A 16,980-nucleotide genomic window follows, 5' to 3' on the forward strand; every position below is an offset into this window, starting at 1 on the left:
CGGCTCCAGCGGATGAAGCGGTTGTAGATCGTCTTGTGGGGACCATACTCGCTGGGCGCGTCGCGCCACCGAAGGCCGTTCCTGATCACGAAGATGATGCCACTGACGATCCGCCGATCATCGACCCTGGGCACTCCGTGAGACAGCGGGAAATGCCGCTCGATCCGGCGCATCTGCGCCTCCGACAGCCAGATCAAATCACTCATTGCAGCGCCTCCTCGCACCGCCAATGAATCAGCCGTTTGCTGTCTCCGCAAGAACTTTAATAGGTCCTGACCCTAGATCAGGCGGCCAGTACAGCCTTCGGCTCGACCAGCTCGTAGCCGAGTGCCTCGGCGACCGCGCGGTTGGTGATCTTGCCCTTGTGGACATTGAGGCCGTTGCGTAGGTGATGGTCGTCGACCAGCGCCTTCAGGCCCTTGTCGGCGAGTTGCAGGCCGTAGTGCAGCGTCGCGTTGTTGAGCGCATGGGCTGAAGTGACCGGCACAGCGCCTGGCATGTTGGCGACGCAATAGTGGATGACGCCGTCAACCTCGTAGGTGGGGTCAGCGTGAGTCGTCGCGTGCGAGGTCTCGAAGCAACCACCCTGGTCGATGGCGACGTCGACCAGCACGGAGCCCTTCTTCATGCCCGAAAGCATTTCGCGGGTGACGAGCTTGGGTGCCGCGGCGCCCGGGATCAACACGGCGCCAACGACGATATCAGCCGAAAAGCATTCTTCTTCAAGCGCTTCGACCGTGGAATAGCGGGTGTGGACGCGACCGGCGAAGAGGTCGTCGAGCTGGCGCAGGCGCGGGATCGAGCGATCGATGATGGTGACGTCGGCGCCAAGGCCGGCTGCCATGCGCGCCGCGTGCAGGCCGACAACACCGCCGCCGAGCACGGTAACCTTGCCCGGCAGCACGCCGGGCACGCCGCCAAGCAGCACACCGCGGCCGCCATTGGCCTTCTGCAGTGCCGTGGCGCCGGCCTGGATCGACAGGCGGCCGGCGACTTCCGACATCGGCGCCAGCAGCGGCAGGCCGCCGCGGTCGTCGGTCACGGTTTCGTAGGCGATCGCGGTCACGCCGGAAGCGAGCAGGCCCTTGGTCTGCTCCGGATCCGGAGCCAGGTGAAGATAGGTGTACAGGATCTGGCCTTCACGCAACTGCGCCCACTCATTGGGCTGCGGCTCCTTGACCTTGACGATCATGTCCGACTTGGCGAACACGTCGGCGGCGGTCTTGGCGATGGTGGCGCCGGCGACGCGATATGCATTGTCATCGGCGCCGATGCCGGCACCGGCGCCGGTCTCGACCAGCACTTCGTGGCCATGGGCGACGTATTCACGCACCGAGCCCGGCGTAAGGCCGACGCGGTATTCGTGGTTCTTGATTTCCTTGGGGCAGCCGACACGCATTTTCTTCTCCTGATCCGGGCCCTTTTGGGCTCACTCCCTGTATTGATAAAGTGAACCATGAATCGGGCTGCAGGTGTTTGCGAATGCGCTTGCGCAGGAAGGCCGGTTTCGATAATCGTTGCGCAAAATAGCAGAATATCAGCAGGATTCACGAAAAATGCCGCTCGACAGGATCGATATCGCCATTCTTGAGACTTTGCAGAAGGATGGCCGGATACCCAATGCGGCGCTTGCCGAGAAGGTTGGCCTGTCGCAGTCGGCCTGTTCGCGCCGGCTCGACAATCTCGAGAAATCCGGAACCATTCGCGGCTATCACGCCCGGCTGTCCAATGCAGCCCTCGGCCATCAGATGACGGCGATCGTGCACATATCCCTGTCGGGCCAGTTCGAGAAGACGCTGTCGGATTTCGAGGCGGCGATCAAGCGCTGCCCCAACGTGCTGTCCTGCCACCTTATGTCGGGCGAATACGACTATATCCTGCGCATCGCGGCGAAGGACCTCGTCGACTATGAGCGCATCCACAAGGAGTGGCTGTCGGCCATGCCGCATGTGACGAAGATCAACTCGTCATTCGCCTTGCGTGAGATCGTCGACCGCACGGCAATGGGTATGAAGCCGGAAATGGCTTAACGCCAAAGGCCGATCCGGCACCCCAATTTTGACCGCTTAGCTTTACGGCTCCGCTTATTGGTCGAGCGTCATATCTGCTCGGCCAGGGCAGAGGGCATTATATTGCTCAAGGGCCTCGCCATAACTAGAGACGGTAGACCCATTGAGTGGGCCATATTTGCTGCTTACTATGAGGTAATTAGCACCGTATTCTGCAGGATGCTTCCGTTTGCCAAGGAACCGAAGCCGACCCATTCCAATATATAGCATTGTGAACCATCCGCTTACACAGTCACCTTCAATATGATCTGTAAGATACTTTTCGTCTCCTTCGCCAAGTTTTACTTTTATGACCGCGTGGCGCGTGCCTATTCCAGAGCTGCTGACAATATCGACCTCATCCCCGACGCGCGGTCCGGACACCAACTTGCCGCTCGCAAAAGCCGGAGTTGCGATGCTTAATGAAAGCGAAAAAACGAAGATAGTTCTACAGAGATATCGCATCGCATCCTCCTAAAGAGCGAACGGACACTGTTGGATCCGCCCGGAACGCACGTCGAAACGTGCCTTCCGCAGCATGGTCTCCTGGAAGATCATGTTATTTGTCGATCAAGTCGGATTTTTGTCACGAGACATTTGCGCTGCGCGGAAGTATAGATATTTTCCGAAACAGGCCCTCAGGCCTCCGTCACAATCCGATCCATCGGAATGTCATGCGGCTGCGGATAGATGGTCGCTATACGCTGCAGTTCGTAGCCGACGCCGATGACCAGTGGCTTGAACGGCATGGCCGCCAGCGTGCGATCGAAGAAGCCGCCGCCATAGCCCAGCCGATAGTTTGCCGGGTCAACGCCGACGATCGGCGAGATGACGATGTCCGGTAGCACCGGATCGCCCTCAGCCGGGATCGGAATGTTCCAGATACCTTTTTCCAGCCGGTCGCCCGCTTTGTAGGCGCGAAAGATCAGCGGCTGTCCTTTCTCGATGACAATGGGCAGTGCAGTGCGGCCGCCGCGTTCATTGACGGATGCCATCCATGGCCGCAAATCCGGCTCACCCCTAAACGGCCAGTAGAGGCTCACCATGCGGCCGGCGATCTCGCCGATGATCGCATTGAGGCCTTCGGCAATGCGTTGCGACATGGCGGTGCGCGCGTCCGCCGGCACTGCGAGACGCGCCGCGATCAGTCGCTCGCGCTCGGCCTTGCGCCAGCGCCTGACGTCGGCCCAGTCCTTGGCGTCGTCATGATCGTTGGCCATGCCTCACTCCCGTGATTTCGTTTCGGGGAGGCTATACCCCCCATGAGCCCGCCAACATGTGCATTCACGACATGGGAAGGCGAGCTCTGGCAGCCCTCGGTGCAGGGCAGCCTTGCGCGCCACGACGTTGTTGCGATGCACAAAAACCACTACATAACCGGCAGACAAACCGGGGTGAATGAGATGAGTGAAGCCAGCCATCATGTCGTCGTTGTCGGCGCGGGTTTCGGCGGTCTCGAATGCACCCGCGCGCTTGCCGGCGCCCCGGTGCGCATCACCATGATCGACAAGCGCAACCATCATCTTTTCCAGCCGCTGCTCTACCAGGTGGCGACGACCGCGCTGGCAACCTCCGAAATTGCCTGGCCGATCCGCCATCTCCTGCGCAAGCGCAAGGACGTGACGACTCTGCTGGCCAATGTCACCGGCGTCGACCGTGCCGGCAAACGGGTGCTGCTCGATGACGGCAGCGCCGTCGCCTACGACACGCTAGTGCTCGCCACCGGTGCGCGCCACGCCTATTTCGGCCATGATGAATGGGAGCCTTTCGCGCCGGGCCTGAAGACGCTGGAGGACGCCACCACCATTCGGCGGCGCATTCTGCTGGCCTTCGAGCAGGCCGAGCGGGAAACCGATCCCGTCAAGCGCCAGGCGCTGCTGACCATTGCGATCGTCGGCGGCGGGCCGACCGGCGTGGAACTGGCCGGCACCATCATCGAACTGGCGCATGAGACGCTGCGCGGCGAGTTCCGCAACATCGATACGCGGCAAACGCGCGTGGTGCTGATCGAGGCCGGCGACCGCATCCTTGCCAATTTCGCGCCAAAACTCTCCCACTATGCCAGCAAGGCGCTAGAACGGCTCGGCGTGACGGTCGAGCTCGGGCGGGCGGTCACGCGCTGCGATGCCGAGGGCGTCGTCTTTGGCGACAAGCAATTGGCGGCCCGAACGATCCTGTGGGCAGCCGGCGTTGCCGCTTCGCCCGCCGCCGAATGGCTGGGAGCCAAGGCGGACCGCGCGGGCAGGGTGCTCGTCGAGCCTGACCTCAGCGTGCCCGGCAGTCCGGAGATTTTCGTCATTGGCGACGCAGCCCTCGTGCTGCGGCCAGATGGGCGGCCGGTGCCCGGTGTAGCGCCTTCCGCCAAGCAGGAAGGCCGACATGTTGCGGCCACCATCAAGGCCAGGCTCGGCGGTGACAATGCCGCGCGGCCATTTCACTACAAACACGCCGGCGATCTGGCGACGATCGGCCAACGCGCCGCCGCGATCGATTTCGGCTGGATCAAACTCACCGGCTGGCTCGCCTGGTGGCTATGGGGAATTGCACACATCTATTTTCTGATCGGCTTCCGCAACCGGCTTGCGGTTTCCCTGAGCTGGCTATGGATCTACGTCACGGGCCAGCGCAGCGCCCGGCTGATCACCCAGGGCGACGACGACAAGACCTGACTTTCTTCACTGTCCCATTCATCCGCGCGTCATCTCTGGCTGATGGACTGATGTCAGGATGCACGCGACTTCTTGAGTGGACTTGAGCCGATTTCGGCGCCAAGTTTGCTTCGGGGGCAGGGCGTCACGTCGTCGAAGAGGAGAAAACATGTCACAACTGCTCCATCCCGTCTCTCGCCGCAATTTCCTCGCTGGCGTCGCAGCCACAGGGGCGCTGATCGTGCTTCATCCCTTCTCGGCCCGTGCGCAGGCCAACCAGGCGCATCTTCGGATCATGGAGACCACCGATATCCATGTGAATGTGCTGCCTTATGATTACTACGCCGACAAAGCCAACGACACGATGGGCCTGTCGCGCACGGCATCACTGATTGACGCAGTGCGCAAGGAAGCCGCCAATTCGATGCTGATCGACAATGGCGACCTGCTGCAGGGCAACCCGATGGGCGACTACATCGCCTACGAAAAGGGCCTGAAGGACGGCGATCTCCATCCGATCATGAAGGGCATGAACCTGCTCGGCTACGAGTGCTCGACGCTCGGCAACCACGAGTTCAACTACGGCCTGTCGTTCCTGGACAAGGCGCTGGCCGGCGCCAATTTCCCGTTCGTCTGCGCCAATCTGATCCGCGGCACCGAGCTTGCCGCCAACCCGCGCGACGACAAGCTCTATCTCAAGCCCTATGTGATCCTCGACAAGAAGATCAAGGACGGTTCGGGCGCCGAGCAGCCGATCAGGATCGGCATCATCGGCTTCGTGCCGCCGCAGATCATGGTCTGGGACCTCAAGAATCTCGAAGGCAACGTCAAGACGCGCGACATTGTCGAGGCGGCCAAGGCATGGGTGCCGCAGATGAAGGAGGAGGGGGCTGACATCATCATAGCGCTCTCCCATTCCGGCATCGATGTGAAGCAGGGCGACATGATGGAGAACGCGTCGTTCTTCGTTGCCGGCGTCGATGGCATCGATGCCGTGTTCACCGGCCACCAGCATCTGGTCTTCCCAGGCAAGAAGGATTTCCAGTCGATCGAGGGCGTCGACACGCAAAAAGGCACCTTGCAAGGCAAGCCCACCGTCATGGGCGGTTTCTGGGGCTCGCATATGGGGCTGATCGACCTGATGCTGGAGCGCGACGGATCGAAATGGAGGGTCATTTCCGCTACCTCCGAGGCGCGGCCGATCTTCGAGCGCGTCGACAACAAGAACAAGCCGACGGTTCCCGATGACAATCGCATCGTCGCGGCGCTCGAACAGGACCATCAGGCGACCTTAGCCTATGTGCGCCGCCCGGTCGGCAAGACCTCAGCGCCTCTCTATTCCTATTTCTCGCTGGTTGCCGACGATCCGTCGGTGCAGGTCGTCAACCAGGCACAGACCTGGTACTTGAAGGACATTCTCAAGAGCACGCAGTGGAAGGATCTGCCGCTGCTGTCTGCCGCCGCTCCCTTCAAAGCCGGCGGGCGCAACGGCGCCGACTACTACACCGACGTGCCGGCCGGCGACATAGCCATCAAGAACGTCGCCGACCTCTATCTCTACCCCAACACCGTGCGGGCCGTCGAAATCAACGGTGCGCAGGTGAAGGAATGGCTGGAAATGTCGGCCGGCATCTTCAACAAGATCGAGTTGGGGAAGGCTGACCAAGCGCTCATCAACACCGATTTCCCATCCTACAATTTCGACGTCATCGATGGTGTCACCTACAAGATAGACCTGTCGCAGCCGCCGAAATACGATGCCAAGGGCGGCGTGGCGAATGCCGGCGCCAACCGCATCGTCGACCTGATGTTCGATGGCAAGCCGATTGATACAAATCAGAAATTCGTCGTTGCGACCAACAATTACCGGGCCGGTGGTGGCGGCAATTTCCCCGACATCAATGCCTCGAAGATCATCTACGAGGCGCCGGACACCAACCGCGACGTCATCGTTCGCTATATCGTAAGCCAGGGCACCATCAATCCGTCGGCCGACGACAACTGGTCGTTCGCGCCGCTGCCAGGAGCCAGCGTTGTGTTCGAGACAGGCGTCAAGGCAAAGGATTTTATTGCCCAGGTGAAGTCGCTGAAGATCGAATCGGCGGGAGAGGGCGAAGCAGGTTTCGCCAGATATCGCATCCTGCTCTGATACGGCCGTCCAGAACGGTTCGACGTTTCACCGAAACGCCGAACCGCTCTGTCTGTTTGTTTTGATGCAACGGCTCAGTTGGTCGCAGGCGTCAGCAGCAAGGCAGTCGCGGGAGCTTGCGGGCTGACTGGCTGCGTCGGCTCAAGCGACATGCCAGTCGGGTCGCTGGGCACGGTCAGCGGCGCCATCCCGGCTGGAGCATGGACCTCGTGGATGGTCGAGGTTGGTGTGTTGTCGATGAGATCACTGGCGCCAGGCGTCATGGTTGGGCTGATGCCGTGGCCCAGCGGATCGTTCATGACGGTGGGTGGGGCTGTGCGCCGTGCGTCGGCAGTGGATATGGCGGCAAGCAGCATGGCAATCACGGCAACAGTTCGCTTCAAGGAAGCCTCCTATGGTCAGAGGCGCTCGGCGTAGGGGTATTGGGCACGGGCGTCGGATGCGGCAGAACGCTCGCCATGCGATCGCGGTTTCATCACGTTCGCATGAAGGCGTCGCGATCGGCCGCTTTTGGCGTAGCCGGCAACGCCACTGCTCGGCGCATCCCCCGAAAAGCAGGCCACTGGCGACGCAATGGATGGGTGTGCCGGCTTACGCCTTGTAGACCACCTGGCGCACGTCGATATAGCTGGCGCGGAATCCGGCCTCGCAATAGTGCAGGTAGAATTCCCAGAGCTTCTTGAAGCGATCGTCGAAGCCGAGCGGCACGATCTTCTCCCACGACGCCCAGAAGCGATTGCGCCATTCGGCGAGGGTGCGCGCATAGTCATCGGGAAAAACGCGCTCACGCAGATGCGCGAGGCCATGATCTCTCCCGAGCGCCTTCAGGATCGACGGTGTCGGCAGCATGCCGCCAGGAAACACGTAGCGCTGGATGAAATCCGGCCGGGCGCGATAGGTGTCGTAGGCGGCTTCGTTGATGGTGATGATCTGCAGGCCCGCGGTGCCGCCGGGCTTCAGGCAGGCTTTCATCTTCGAGAAGAACACAGGCCAGTATTTCTCGCCCACGGCCTCGAACATCTCGATCGACGCGATGCGATCGTAAGTCCCTGTTTCGTCCCGATAATCCTGCAGCTTGATGTCGACCTTGTCGGCAAGCCCGGCCTTGGCGATGCGCGCCTTGGCGAAGTCGTGCTGTTCGCGGCTGATCGTCAGCCCGGTAACGCGGCAGCCGATTTCGCGCGCCGCGAATTCAGCAAAGCCACCCCAGCCACAGCCGATCTCCAGCACATGGTCCTTCCGGCTGATCCCTATATCCCGGGCCAGTGCCCGGTATTTGGCGGCTTGGGCGCTTTCCAGGTCGTTGGCGCCGTTGGCGTAGAGTGCCGATGAATAGGTCATGCTCGGGTCGAGCCATTCCTTGTAGAAGGCATTGCCGAGATCGTAATGCGCCGAGATATTGCGTTTCGAACCCGACCGCGTGTTCTCGTTGAACCAGTGGCGGATGCGCTGAACTGTGTTGATCAGCCAGCTCGCTCCGCCGGCAATCTTCTCGCCAAAGGCGGAGTTGACGACGAAAAGTTCGAGGAAACTGGTGACGTCGGGGCTCTCCCAATCGCCGTCCATGTAGGATTCGGCCACGCCGATCGTGCCGCCGGCAAAGGCACGGCCGGGCAGGCGCCAGTTCTTGAGCACCAGCTCGGCATCGGGACCGGGTGCCTTGCCGCCGACAAGGACGGCGCGGCCGTCCGGCATCCTGACCTTGAGTGAACCGCGCGGCAGGTTCATCGCCATCGACAGCACCATGCGCGCCTTGGCCGGCAGGCCCTTGACGATCTCAGCGAAATTGAACTCGTCGAGCCTGACCGCTTCGCCCGGCGTCGTGCCAGAAAGTTCGTTGTGAGCCATGTCACGCCCTTGAATTTTCGCGCTGCCGGCGCAATTGCCAACCGTGCGTCTCACAGTTCATACGCCGGGTTCGAACGTCGTTGCCTATCCGCGGTATTCGGCAGGAGCGGCAACGGGCAGACTCCAAAAACGCTAGCCCACTAACCAGAGTTTCAGCGTTTGCCGGTCAATCCCCGCGACAATCTTCCACATCGTTATGGGGAACTTCAAGAGGCAAGCCGATGGCTGGGCTGTGCCACGTGGCGTTTGGCGGCTGGTCCCTTTGTATCGGCTTGTTGTTGCCATGGCACCGGCATGGCTGATGCATCCTCAACAGCCCGGATATTTCGACGCGTTTGAAGGCGAGTGTCCAGTGGATGCTGGCATATCAAAAAACGCCTATGGTCGTCGCAACGCATGTGCGATAGCGTTAGCCATGCGTTATGTAATCGTCATTGCCGCCATCGCGTTCTTCCTGATCTGGGATGGCCTCTACAATCAGGGCCGGTATCTCGACATGTCTGTCAGGGAACTCTCCCATGTCGTGCGCTACGTCACCGGCAAAGCCTAGAGATATGCTCCAAGGATAGCGGCCAGGCGCCTCATCCAGGATGTTGTGCCCCGAGACGAGGTCCCTGCTGTCCAAGGCGCGTCGCAAGGACGCGTGGCGCCATGGACGGTTGACGCGAAGAGCCCATCGTCACAAAAGACCCCGGCATTCAGATCAGGAGGCGGGATTGATCCGGCATATCGTTTTCTTCAGCGCGAGGTGCAAGGAGGATGTGGAGGCGGTGCACACCGGGCTGTTGGCGCTCGGCAACATTCCTCATTCCAGCCTCTTCGAGGTCACGTTGAACACGAAGGTCGACCCACTGTCGGATGAAGTTGATGTCGTCGTCTATGCCGAATTCGCCAATGACGCGGCGCTCGCGGCTTACAAGGCACATCCGCTCTATGCGCAGACCACGGCCAAGGTCAAACCACTGCGCGAACTGCGCTATTCCGCCGATGTCGTGGCAGGCTGATCCAGGGCTTTTTCCAGCAGGCGCCTTTGCCGGCGCCCCACGAAATAGCCGGGCAGCACATGAAGACCGCCAGGCAGGTTGCCGGCTTTCCGCCAGTCTTTCATTTCAGCCAGTGCGACATCGAAATGACCCTGGGCAAATGCTTTCAGCGCGCCGCGCACCGTCAGATAGCTGAGCATCGATTCATAGTCGGGCGATCGATAGTCGGGACAGCGGGCAACGAAATCATCCAGCCCCCTGATATAACCGGCATGGTTTCGTGAGATCGAGTTCCCGGACCGGTACTTGAGGACGTCGGTGGCCGCGCCGAAGGCAATCCGATGTTGTCGCGCCAGGCGCAGCAGCAATTCCCTATCCTGATGGCGCCACAGGTCCGGATCATAGCCGCCGACCGCGGTGAAGGCCGCGCGGCGGACAGTCACGGTCGAATTGGTCAGCGGGATACAGTGGCAGAGCAGGAGCTGCCGCAGTTTTGCACTATCGGGCGTCGTACGCGGCAGTCGGTGCACCCGTTCGCCGCTGTCCGAAACGTCGCTGAAGCCATCTATGCTGCAGGCGATATCAGGGTTCGCGTCGAAGAAGGCGATCAGCCGGTCCAATCGCCCGGGGCGGAAGGCGTCGTCCGAATCAAGAAAGGCGATGAGTGGTGCGCTGGACAGGGCGGCGCCCTCGTTGCGAGCCCGGTTTGCACCGACTGACGTCGGCCTGCGGCGCCACGCCAGCCGCGGATCGTCGACAGTCGCCAGGTAGTGTTCGGTTCCGTCGGTCGATCCGTCGTCGATCACCACCAGTTCGATATCGGCTCGCCCATTGTCGAGAACAGAAGCCAAGGTGCGCGGCAGGCTGTCACGACGGTTTTTGGTCGGGATAACGACGGCAAGCCGTGGCGCGGCGACGCGAGCGCGCTCCAATGGAAAGGATGTCGGCTGAGCGGTCATAGCCGAAACTCGTGCATGGGGGTGCGGGTGCAGCCGAAGTCGGCCTTGAAGGGTTCGTCGCCGATGGTGAAATCGAAGGCCTTGCCGCCCTCGGCGGCCCATGCCGCCATGACCCGGTCCAGCGCCACGCGACCGGGAGAATGACGGGCGTGGGACGCATAGTTGCAGCCCAGCAGGATGTAGCGAAAGCAGTCGCCTTCGACCAAGCCGAAGACAAAGGCGATCGGATCATGCTTGGAGCCGAGGCGATAGGTTCGTGCAAGGCCGGAGCGCGCGCCGTTGGTGGCGACATCGATGTAGAATTCGAGACCGTGCACCGTCTGCAGCGGATCGTCGGCAAAGCGTCCGGCGCGGAAGTCGCTCGCCGCAACCAGGGCTTGACGCACGCCGTCCGGCTCGACCAGTTCCAGCTTCAGCCCGCCAGCTTCGGCAAGCCTGCGCGCCTTGCGGTCGAGATCAGCCTTGCGACGGGAACCGAGATTGATCCTGCGCCACTCGGCGTAAGGAAAAGCATAGCGCACCGCATGCGCACCGAAGTCGAGGGTGGACGGCTCGACCCCAAGCAGCAAGCGCCACTGGTGCAGATGGCTGTGATGGACAGGGCCGATTCTCAAGCCTGCATGGGCACCAAGCACTTCACGAAAGCGCTGCGCGGTCTTTGCGCCAACGGTGATGCCCTTGGCGATAACAGGACACACGTAGTCGGTGACACCGAGAAAGGCATATTCGATCGAAGCGGCCGCATCGCCGCTTTTGCGCCGGACGAGCGGGACGAGCAACTGGAGTTTGCCGTCGCGGTCCCGGCCGGTGACCACCAGCGGTTCGGCGTCATGCGCCGGAGCGATATTGCGGTAGAAAGCCGCGAGCCAGTCCGGGTGCTGGAAAGCTGATGCGGACGCATCTGAGTACAGCCGCCGGTACTCGTTCGAATCGAAATCGAAGCGATCGCTCGCGCCGAGGAGGATCGGCCTATCGGAACTTCGATGTTCTGGCGTGGCAAGGTCAAGCACGCTTCAGCCCCGTGAAAAGTCTTCTGAACGCCTGTTGCGGGACAAGCGCGGGATCGTCGAGGTCGATGCGGGGCCCAACCGGCAGGTCCACGGCACGCAAGGCTGCGTACAGCCTGTCTTCCGAAAGTCTCTGGGTCTCAACGCGCTGAGGAGGCGTCTCCCGGTAGATCGTGCTGTGGGAACCGTGCGCCGGATTGGTGTTGATCTCAAAGATCTGCGGACGCCCGTCGACCAGCGAGAAGTCGGCGCGTCCATAGTCGATGCCGGCAAGGTCGAATGCCCTGCGCAGCACCTCCTCATACAAATTGCCTTCGACGAACTGGCGCTCGTTTTCGAGGAATGTCTCGAACATCGGATGGGCGAGGAGACGTTTGGTATCCTGCACGTCCTTGGCCACCCAGTGGAAGTCGACGGCATTGTGATGGGCGATCAGCCGATGGCCGACGCGATAGGTGGCAAAGCGCTGCCAGACACCGGGGCTCACTTCCTGCCCGGCATATTCGATCACCATCTTGCCGGCCAGCGGTATCCCGTTCGCTTTCATCCGGCTCAGTGTTGCCTCAAGCGCCGGCTGGTCAGCGATCAATTCGAGGTCGGCCGAAAGGTGATCAAACTCATTGCGGATGAACACGGGAAAGCTATTCGGGCGTGGCTGGCTTTCACAACGCCAGGCCGAGAAGCGGTTGATGCCGGTCACATTCAGGGCTTTCAACAGGTCGTGGCGGCTCAGCACATGGGCGGGATGGTTGAGAACGCGCGCACCTCCGCGCTCAAGCCGGTTGGCGACCCTGGCAGCCAGTGCGATCTCGAAGTTAGAAAGCCGCTCGTGATCGGTGAAGATCCATGTGCCGGAACGCAGTTCTTTCTGCCGGAACAGTCGTTCGTAGCTCCAATGGCGTGCGTTGCCCAACTGGCGGACCAGATGGCGAACGGTATAGGAGTGGCTGCGCGTGGTGACGAGATTGATCAAGCACCATCCGGCGAGTTGCCGTCCTCCTGCAGCGCCAGAATTCCCATCGTGGGTCGCGATCCGTTCTTCGAGCCTGCAAGAACCGAAGCATAAAGGGCGAGGTTGAGCGCGACTGCCGAATCCAGCGAAAAATCCTGTGCGCGCCGACGCCCCCGCGCCACCAGCACATCCCTTGCGTCGCCATCGGCAAGCAACTGCAGCGTTCGCTCGGCGAGTTCTTCCCGCCGTCCTTCTGGCACCAGCGCCAATGCTTCGGGCCGACCGGCCACGTCAACCACCCCACCGACGGCATAGGCGACGACAGGCACGTCTGCCGCCATCGCTTCGAGCAGGATGCTGCCGAACATTTCGCGCCGGGAGGGCAGGATCATCACGTCGGAAATCTTGAGCGCTTTCTTGACCTCGGCCGGTGAGACAAATCCGGTGATGGTCCACCAGCCCGGCCTCGAGATCGCGGCGAGTGCGGTCTCGAGTTTGCGACGGCCGGGACCATCTCCGCAGATGAGCAGGAATATGCCTTCGTCGGACAGTCGCTCGACAAGTGCGGGCAAATCCTGCCAGCCTTTTTCGGCGCTGACACGGCCGATAAAGCTGACGATTGCGCGTCCGTCCGTGATGCCATGCTCGTCGCGAAAGACTTGAAGCGCCTCCGCGGCCGCTGGCTGGCGGAAAGCCTCGACGTCGACAGCATCGGGGATCACGTCGACGCGTGATGCATCAAGTCCCAATTCGTCCGCCGCGCTCCGGCCATATGTCTCCGTCAGCGCAACGATCCGATCCGCCGATTTCAAGGCCGCCCGCTCGATCCAGCGGGTGACGTCGTATGGCTTGCCCCTGAGCCGAAGCGCGCTCTGAAATCCAGACCACAAAGGCGTGTTCATCGAAACGACAAGCGGTATCTTCAGCCTGCCGACAATGATGGCGATGATCCGGCACCAGATCGAATGGTTGAAATGGATGTGGACGACATCGTAACGGCGCCGGGCCCAAAGAAGCTCCGGTATCGCGCCCAGAAACCAGCTGAAGCAAAGCATCGGGCCGGCCAGGAATTCGGGCAGCCAGAAGCCTGTGCATTTTACCCGCATCGTCGCGGACAGTTGCACATGCCTTGGGCTGCCAGGGATGTAGCTGGTGATAACCGTCTGAGCCGCGCCGGCCTTGTCCATGCCTTGCGCGATCGTCCATGTCTGGTTCTGCAATCCGCCGACCGGATCGAACGCAACCGGCCAATTGCCGGGCCGGTAGAAATGCGGCGTGATCCGCAAGATCCTGAGCATGCAGTTGCCCGCCATCCGTGGTTCCAGCCGTGCAAGCAAGGCAATGGGCGCCATTCGACGTCGAATCGCGACGTCGTGACAATTGTCCAAGACGGAATTCCCAACATCCCCCATGCGGGGGATATCCTTACGTCAATTCGCCTGGTGGCAGAAGAAGAAATTGGGACCTTTTCTGGTGGCTGTTGGCACGTGGCTGATTACGGTATCGCGATCAAGTCTTGAACCGATTTGCGGAATGATGCACACCGCGCCTCTATGACCCAAACAACAGCAGGCGGTATCCATCCGCTCGATCATCTGGTGCTGCCGACGCAGAACCTCGATGTGGCGCGAGCGCGGCTCAGTTCACTTGGCTTCGTCGTCGCCCCGACCGGCATCCATCCGTTTGGAACGGAAAACTGCTGCGTTTTCCTCGCCGACGGCACCTATCTGGAACCGCTTGCCATCGGCGACGAACAGGCTGCGAGGAAAGCCATTGCTGATGGCAACGTCTTCGTCGCGCGCGACCGTGCCTATCGCGAAAGCCGCGGCGACGAGGGATTTTCCGCGGTGGTTCTGGGAACCGACCATGCCGATGCCGACCATGCACGCTATGTCGAAGCCGGCCTTTCGGCGGGAGACACGCTGAGCTTTTCGCGCGCTTTCACGGACACATCAGGCAAAAGCGAGGTGGCATCATTCAAACTCGCCTTCGCCTCGGCCGGCGACGCAACCGACGCGTTCCTGTTTGCCTGTCAGCGCATCAATGCGCCAAAAGTGGACCGCTCAGCCTTGCAGGTTCACGCCAACGGCGCCAGCGGGATCCTCGAGGTGGTGGCGGTAAGCGACCAGCCCGCCGAACAGATCAGGCTGATTTCCGTGGCGGTGAACGATCCCGCTGTCGACGGCGAGGTGTTCCGCCTGCCGAATGCAGCCTTGAGCGTGCTTGACGCCAAATCTTTCACCGCTCGCTTTGGCATTCCGGCCGGATCCTCGACGAAACTTCGCTTCGCCGCGATCGTCTTTGCCGTCCGAAGCATCGATGTCACGTCGCGGCTGCTTGCAGCCAATTCCATCCAGCACGATATAGCGGGCAATGACATTGTCGTGCAGCCGGCATCCGGACAGGGCGCGGCTTTCATCTTCCGGGAGATCCAATGAGCAAGCCCCAAGCCCTCAATTCGACGGCACCCAATTCGTCGGTAACGGTCGGCAATGTCGTTTTCGACAACAATGGTGCTTTGGCGCTGATCGCCGGCCCGTGCCAGTTCGAATCACGCCAGCATGCCTTCGACATGGCCGGCGCGTTGAAGGAACTGACAGCCAAGCTCGGCATCGGCCTCGTCTACAAGACAAGCTATGACAAGGCCAACCGCACCTCGCTGTCGGCAACGCGCGGCGCGGGAATGGATGCGGCACTTCCGGTCTTCGACGAACTGCGCGAGGCGTTTTCACTTCCCATATTGACCGATGTCCACACTGAGGAGCAGTGCGCGATCGTCGCGCCGCATGTCGATGTGCTGCAGATTCCGGCCTTCCTGTCGCGCCAGACCGACATGCTGGTCGCGGCCGCCAAGACAGGCAAGGTCATCAATGTGAAGAAGGGCCAGTTCCTCGCCCCCTGGGACATGAAGAACGTGGTCGCCAAGATCACCGGCTCCGGCAACCTCAACGTCCTGACCACCGAGCGCGGCGCGTCCTTCGGCTACAACACGCTGGTGTCGGATATGCGCGCTTTGCCTGTCATGGCCGAGATCGGAGCGCCGGTGATCTTCGATGCCACGCATTCGGTGCAGCAGCCGGGCGGGCAGGGCGGCTCCTCCGGCGGTGAGCGCCGCTTTGTCGAGACCCTGGCTCGCGCGGCAGTTGCCGTCGGTGTTGCCGGCGTGTTCATCGAGACCCACCAGGATCCCGACAATTCGACGTCGTCCGATGGTCCCAACATGCTGCCGTTGAAGGATATGCCAGCGCTTCTGGAAAGGCTGATGGCATTCGACCGCATCGCGAAGGGTCGCTGAGCCAGGCGCATCCTGCCGGCGCTTGTGGTCGGCAACAGCCGGTTGTACGGTTGGCCGGCAAATGAGCGTTTTGGCAGGAGGAAGCCATGTCTGTCGCCCGCGTCACCGAAATAACCTCGTCGTCGAAGAAGAGCTTTCAGGATGCCATCGAAAAGGGTGTCGCCCGCGCGTCGAAAACCCTTAAGAACGTCGAAGGCGCCTGGATTCAGGACCAGAAGATCGTCGTCGAGGATGGCAAGATCGCTGCCTATCGCGTCAACATGAAGGTGACTTTCATCCTCGCGGAGTGATTGGCCGCCGCCGAAAAAGTCGGGAACTTTCGCCCGCGCCCCTCATTGTCAAAGCATAGTTCAACGACAACGAGGAGCATGATCATGACAACCCAGACAGGCCACACCGAGGCCATTGCCGCTTCGCGCGTCATCGGTACATCCGTCTACAATACCGAAGGCGACAAGATCGGCGGCATCGAGGACATCATGCTCGACAAGACGTCGAATGGCATCATGTTCGCGGTGATCGGTTTCGGCGGCTTCCTCGGCATTGGCGAGAAGTACCATGCCATTCCTTGGGCAAGTCTCGACTATGACGAGGACAAGGGCGGCTATATCGTGCCCTTCTCTAAGGATCAGCTGAAGGCGGCGCCCGCTTATTCGATCAACGAACTTGCCGGCGCGGATGGCGAGACAGCGCGAGATGCGTCCTATGACTACTACAAGGTCACGCCGTACTGGCATTGACGCGATCTGAATTAAAAAGGGCCTCGTTTCGACGAGGCCCTTTTGATTCAAGGCAGTGCTATTCCCTGATGTGCAGGGCCGGCAAAGGCGCGAAAGCCTTCGGTGGCGATTGCTGGCTGTCGCACGACGTCAGGAACGCCGCCGCGATCAGGAACAAACTCACGATACCGCTCAACTCCGACATGTTAGCTTAGTCATGGCGAAACTCCTCCCGTTTCGCCCCGCGCATAAAGACCATAACTCGAAATTCGCGTCTTATGGCATGACTTATGATGACAGAAATTTGCGCTTCGTGAATCAGCCGGGCGGCACTATTCGACCAGGGCCGGATTGCCTTTTGCGTCGCTTTGG

Annotated in this window: 18 protein-coding genes; 9 read left to right on the forward strand and 9 right to left on the reverse strand. The window is 61.1% G+C overall.

Annotated features, from left to right (window positions below):
- Both A3A9_RS0128135 and ald read right to left on the reverse strand, forming a co-directional pair.
- Window positions 1–206, reverse strand: a 206-nt coding sequence (locus A3A9_RS0128135; RefSeq protein ID WP_027061622.1) for a transposase, incomplete at its 3' end; no start/stop codon positions are given.
- 77 nt (window positions 207–283) lie between these two features.
- Window positions 284–1,399: an alanine dehydrogenase gene (gene ald / locus A3A9_RS0128140; protein ID WP_027061623.1), complete on the reverse strand. Its 1,116-nt coding sequence runs from the start codon at window positions 1,397–1,399 to the stop codon at window positions 284–286.
- A 157-nt stretch (window positions 1,400–1,556) separates the two neighbouring features.
- On the opposite strand from ald, the gene A3A9_RS0128145 reads away from it, so the two are divergent.
- Window positions 1,557–2,030, forward strand: a complete 474-nt coding sequence (locus A3A9_RS0128145) for an Lrp/AsnC family transcriptional regulator (RefSeq protein ID WP_010909317.1) — start codon at window positions 1,557–1,559, stop codon at window positions 2,028–2,030.
- Window positions 2,031–2,686: 656 nt separating this feature from the next.
- On the opposite strand, the gene A3A9_RS0128160 is transcribed toward A3A9_RS0128145, so the two are convergent.
- Entirely contained in the window at window positions 2,687–3,268 is a 582-nt protein-coding gene (locus A3A9_RS0128160) for a 5-formyltetrahydrofolate cyclo-ligase (RefSeq protein ID WP_027061624.1), read from the reverse strand.
- A 183-nt stretch (window positions 3,269–3,451) separates the two neighbouring features.
- Between A3A9_RS0128160 and A3A9_RS0128165 the strand changes: the two genes are divergently transcribed.
- Entirely contained in the window at window positions 3,452–4,717 is a 1,266-nt protein-coding gene (locus A3A9_RS0128165) for an NAD(P)/FAD-dependent oxidoreductase (RefSeq protein ID WP_027061625.1), read from the forward strand.
- 148 nt (window positions 4,718–4,865) lie between these two features.
- Window positions 4,866–6,845: a bifunctional 2',3'-cyclic-nucleotide 2'-phosphodiesterase/3'-nucleotidase gene (locus tag A3A9_RS0128170; protein ID WP_027061626.1), complete on the forward strand. Its 1,980-nt coding sequence runs from the start codon at window positions 4,866–4,868 to the stop codon at window positions 6,843–6,845.
- A gap of 74 nt (window positions 6,846–6,919) precedes the next feature.
- Here the strand turns inward: A3A9_RS0128170 and A3A9_RS0128175 are convergent, their stop codons facing one another.
- Both A3A9_RS0128175 and A3A9_RS0128180 read right to left on the reverse strand, forming a co-directional pair.
- Window positions 6,920–7,228, reverse strand: coding sequence for a hypothetical protein (locus A3A9_RS0128175; protein ID WP_152536195.1), 309 nt, complete (start codon window positions 7,226–7,228; stop codon window positions 6,920–6,922).
- 208 nt (window positions 7,229–7,436) lie between these two features.
- Window positions 7,437–8,693, reverse strand: coding sequence for an SAM-dependent methyltransferase (locus A3A9_RS0128180; protein WP_027061628.1), 1,257 nt, complete (start codon window positions 8,691–8,693; stop codon window positions 7,437–7,439).
- A gap of 415 nt (window positions 8,694–9,108) precedes the next feature.
- Here A3A9_RS0128180 and A3A9_RS46345 point away from each other — a divergent pair, with 415 nt between their 5' ends.
- Together A3A9_RS46345 and A3A9_RS0128190 are read left to right on the forward strand one after the other, a co-directional pair.
- Window positions 9,109–9,243, forward strand: coding sequence for a hypothetical protein (locus A3A9_RS46345; protein ID WP_275451202.1), 135 nt, complete (start codon window positions 9,109–9,111; stop codon window positions 9,241–9,243).
- 166 nt (window positions 9,244–9,409) lie between these two features.
- Window positions 9,410–9,697, forward strand: coding sequence for a Dabb family protein (locus tag A3A9_RS0128190; RefSeq protein WP_027061629.1), 288 nt, complete (start codon window positions 9,410–9,412; stop codon window positions 9,695–9,697).
- On the opposite strand, the gene A3A9_RS41910 is transcribed toward A3A9_RS0128190, so the two are convergent.
- Genes A3A9_RS41910 through A3A9_RS0128210 form a run of 4 tightly spaced genes read right to left on the reverse strand, consistent with a single transcriptional unit; the run spans window position 9,670 to window position 13,907 of the window.
- Window positions 9,670–10,737, reverse strand: a complete 1,068-nt coding sequence (locus A3A9_RS41910) for a glycosyltransferase (protein ID WP_082222253.1) — start codon at window positions 10,735–10,737, stop codon at window positions 9,670–9,672. The genes A3A9_RS0128190 and A3A9_RS41910 overlap by 28 nt on opposite strands.
- Window positions 10,632–11,645, reverse strand: a complete 1,014-nt coding sequence (locus A3A9_RS0128200; protein ID WP_027061630.1) for a GNAT family N-acetyltransferase — start codon at window positions 11,643–11,645, stop codon at window positions 10,632–10,634. Before A3A9_RS0128200 ends, A3A9_RS41910 begins: the two co-directional genes overlap by 106 nt.
- On the reverse strand, window positions 11,638–12,615 hold the full coding sequence (locus A3A9_RS39645; protein WP_051371220.1) for a hypothetical protein: 978 nt from the start codon (window positions 12,613–12,615) through the stop codon (window positions 11,638–11,640). Before A3A9_RS39645 ends, A3A9_RS0128200 begins: the two co-directional genes overlap by 8 nt.
- Window positions 12,612–13,907, reverse strand: coding sequence for a glycosyltransferase (locus tag A3A9_RS0128210; protein ID WP_161634550.1), 1,296 nt, complete (start codon window positions 13,905–13,907; stop codon window positions 12,612–12,614). Before A3A9_RS0128210 ends, A3A9_RS39645 begins: the two co-directional genes overlap by 4 nt.
- Before the next feature lie 240 nt (window positions 13,908–14,147).
- On the opposite strand from A3A9_RS0128210, the gene A3A9_RS0128215 reads away from it, so the two are divergent.
- The 4 genes from A3A9_RS0128215 (at window position 14,148) to A3A9_RS0128230 (ending at window position 16,629) form a co-directional block, all read left to right on the forward strand.
- The gene (locus tag A3A9_RS0128215; protein ID WP_027061632.1) at window positions 14,148–15,032 is read left to right on the forward strand and encodes a VOC family protein; all 885 of its coding nucleotides are present in this window, start codon (window positions 14,148–14,150) and stop codon (window positions 15,030–15,032) included.
- On the forward strand, window positions 15,029–15,889 hold the full coding sequence (gene kdsA, locus A3A9_RS0128220) for a 3-deoxy-8-phosphooctulonate synthase (protein ID WP_027061633.1): 861 nt from the start codon (window positions 15,029–15,031) through the stop codon (window positions 15,887–15,889). Before A3A9_RS0128215 ends, kdsA begins: the two co-directional genes overlap by 4 nt.
- A gap of 86 nt (window positions 15,890–15,975) precedes the next feature.
- Window positions 15,976–16,179: a dodecin family protein gene (locus A3A9_RS0128225; protein WP_027028899.1), complete on the forward strand. Its 204-nt coding sequence runs from the start codon at window positions 15,976–15,978 to the stop codon at window positions 16,177–16,179.
- A gap of 84 nt (window positions 16,180–16,263) precedes the next feature.
- Window positions 16,264–16,629 carry a PRC-barrel domain-containing protein gene (locus tag A3A9_RS0128230; protein ID WP_027028900.1) on the forward strand — a complete coding sequence of 122 codons (366 nt, stop codon included), beginning with the start codon at window positions 16,264–16,266 and terminating at the stop codon, window positions 16,627–16,629.
- The last annotated feature ends 351 nt before the right edge of the window (window positions 16,630–16,980 follow it).

The sequence above is a fragment of the Mesorhizobium loti CJ3sym genome, assembly GCF_000472785.1.
Classification (GTDB): Bacteria; Pseudomonadota; Alphaproteobacteria; order Rhizobiales; family Rhizobiaceae; genus Mesorhizobium; species Mesorhizobium loti_E.

Excerpts from the sequence above, each read along its gene's own strand:
- A3A9_RS0128170 (WP_027061626.1), top strand. The coding sequence starts at position 4,866 with ATGTCACAACTGCTCCATCCCGTCTCTCGCCGCAATTTCCTCGCTGGC.
- A3A9_RS41910 (WP_082222253.1), bottom strand. The coding sequence starts at position 10,737 with ATGGGCCGCCGAGGGCGGCAAGGCCTTCGATTTCACCATCGGCGACGA.
- A3A9_RS0128145 (WP_010909317.1), top strand. The coding sequence starts at position 1,557 with ATGCCGCTCGACAGGATCGATATCGCCATTCTTGAGACTTTGCAGAAG.
- A3A9_RS0128210 (WP_161634550.1), bottom strand. The coding sequence starts at position 13,907 with ATGGCGGGCAACTGCATGCTCAGGATCTTGCGGATCACGCCGCATTTC.
- A3A9_RS0128180 (WP_027061628.1), bottom strand. The coding sequence starts at position 8,693 with ATGGCTCACAACGAACTTTCTGGCACGACGCCGGGCGAAGCGGTCAGG.
- A3A9_RS0128225 (WP_027028899.1), top strand. The coding sequence starts at position 15,976 with ATGTCTGTCGCCCGCGTCACCGAAATAACCTCGTCGTCGAAGAAGAGC.
- A3A9_RS0128165 (WP_027061625.1), top strand. The coding sequence starts at position 3,452 with ATGAGTGAAGCCAGCCATCATGTCGTCGTTGTCGGCGCGGGTTTCGGC.
- A3A9_RS0128230 (WP_027028900.1), top strand. The coding sequence starts at position 16,264 with ATGACAACCCAGACAGGCCACACCGAGGCCATTGCCGCTTCGCGCGTC.
- ald (WP_027061623.1), bottom strand. The coding sequence starts at position 1,399 with ATGCGTGTCGGCTGCCCCAAGGAAATCAAGAACCACGAATACCGCGTC.
- kdsA (WP_027061633.1), top strand. The coding sequence starts at position 15,029 with ATGAGCAAGCCCCAAGCCCTCAATTCGACGGCACCCAATTCGTCGGTA.
- A3A9_RS0128160 (WP_027061624.1), bottom strand. The coding sequence starts at position 3,268 with ATGGCCAACGATCATGACGACGCCAAGGACTGGGCCGACGTCAGGCGC.
- A3A9_RS0128215 (WP_027061632.1), top strand. The coding sequence starts at position 14,148 with ATGACCCAAACAACAGCAGGCGGTATCCATCCGCTCGATCATCTGGTG.
- A3A9_RS46345 (WP_275451202.1), top strand. The coding sequence starts at position 9,109 with ATGCGTTATGTAATCGTCATTGCCGCCATCGCGTTCTTCCTGATCTGG.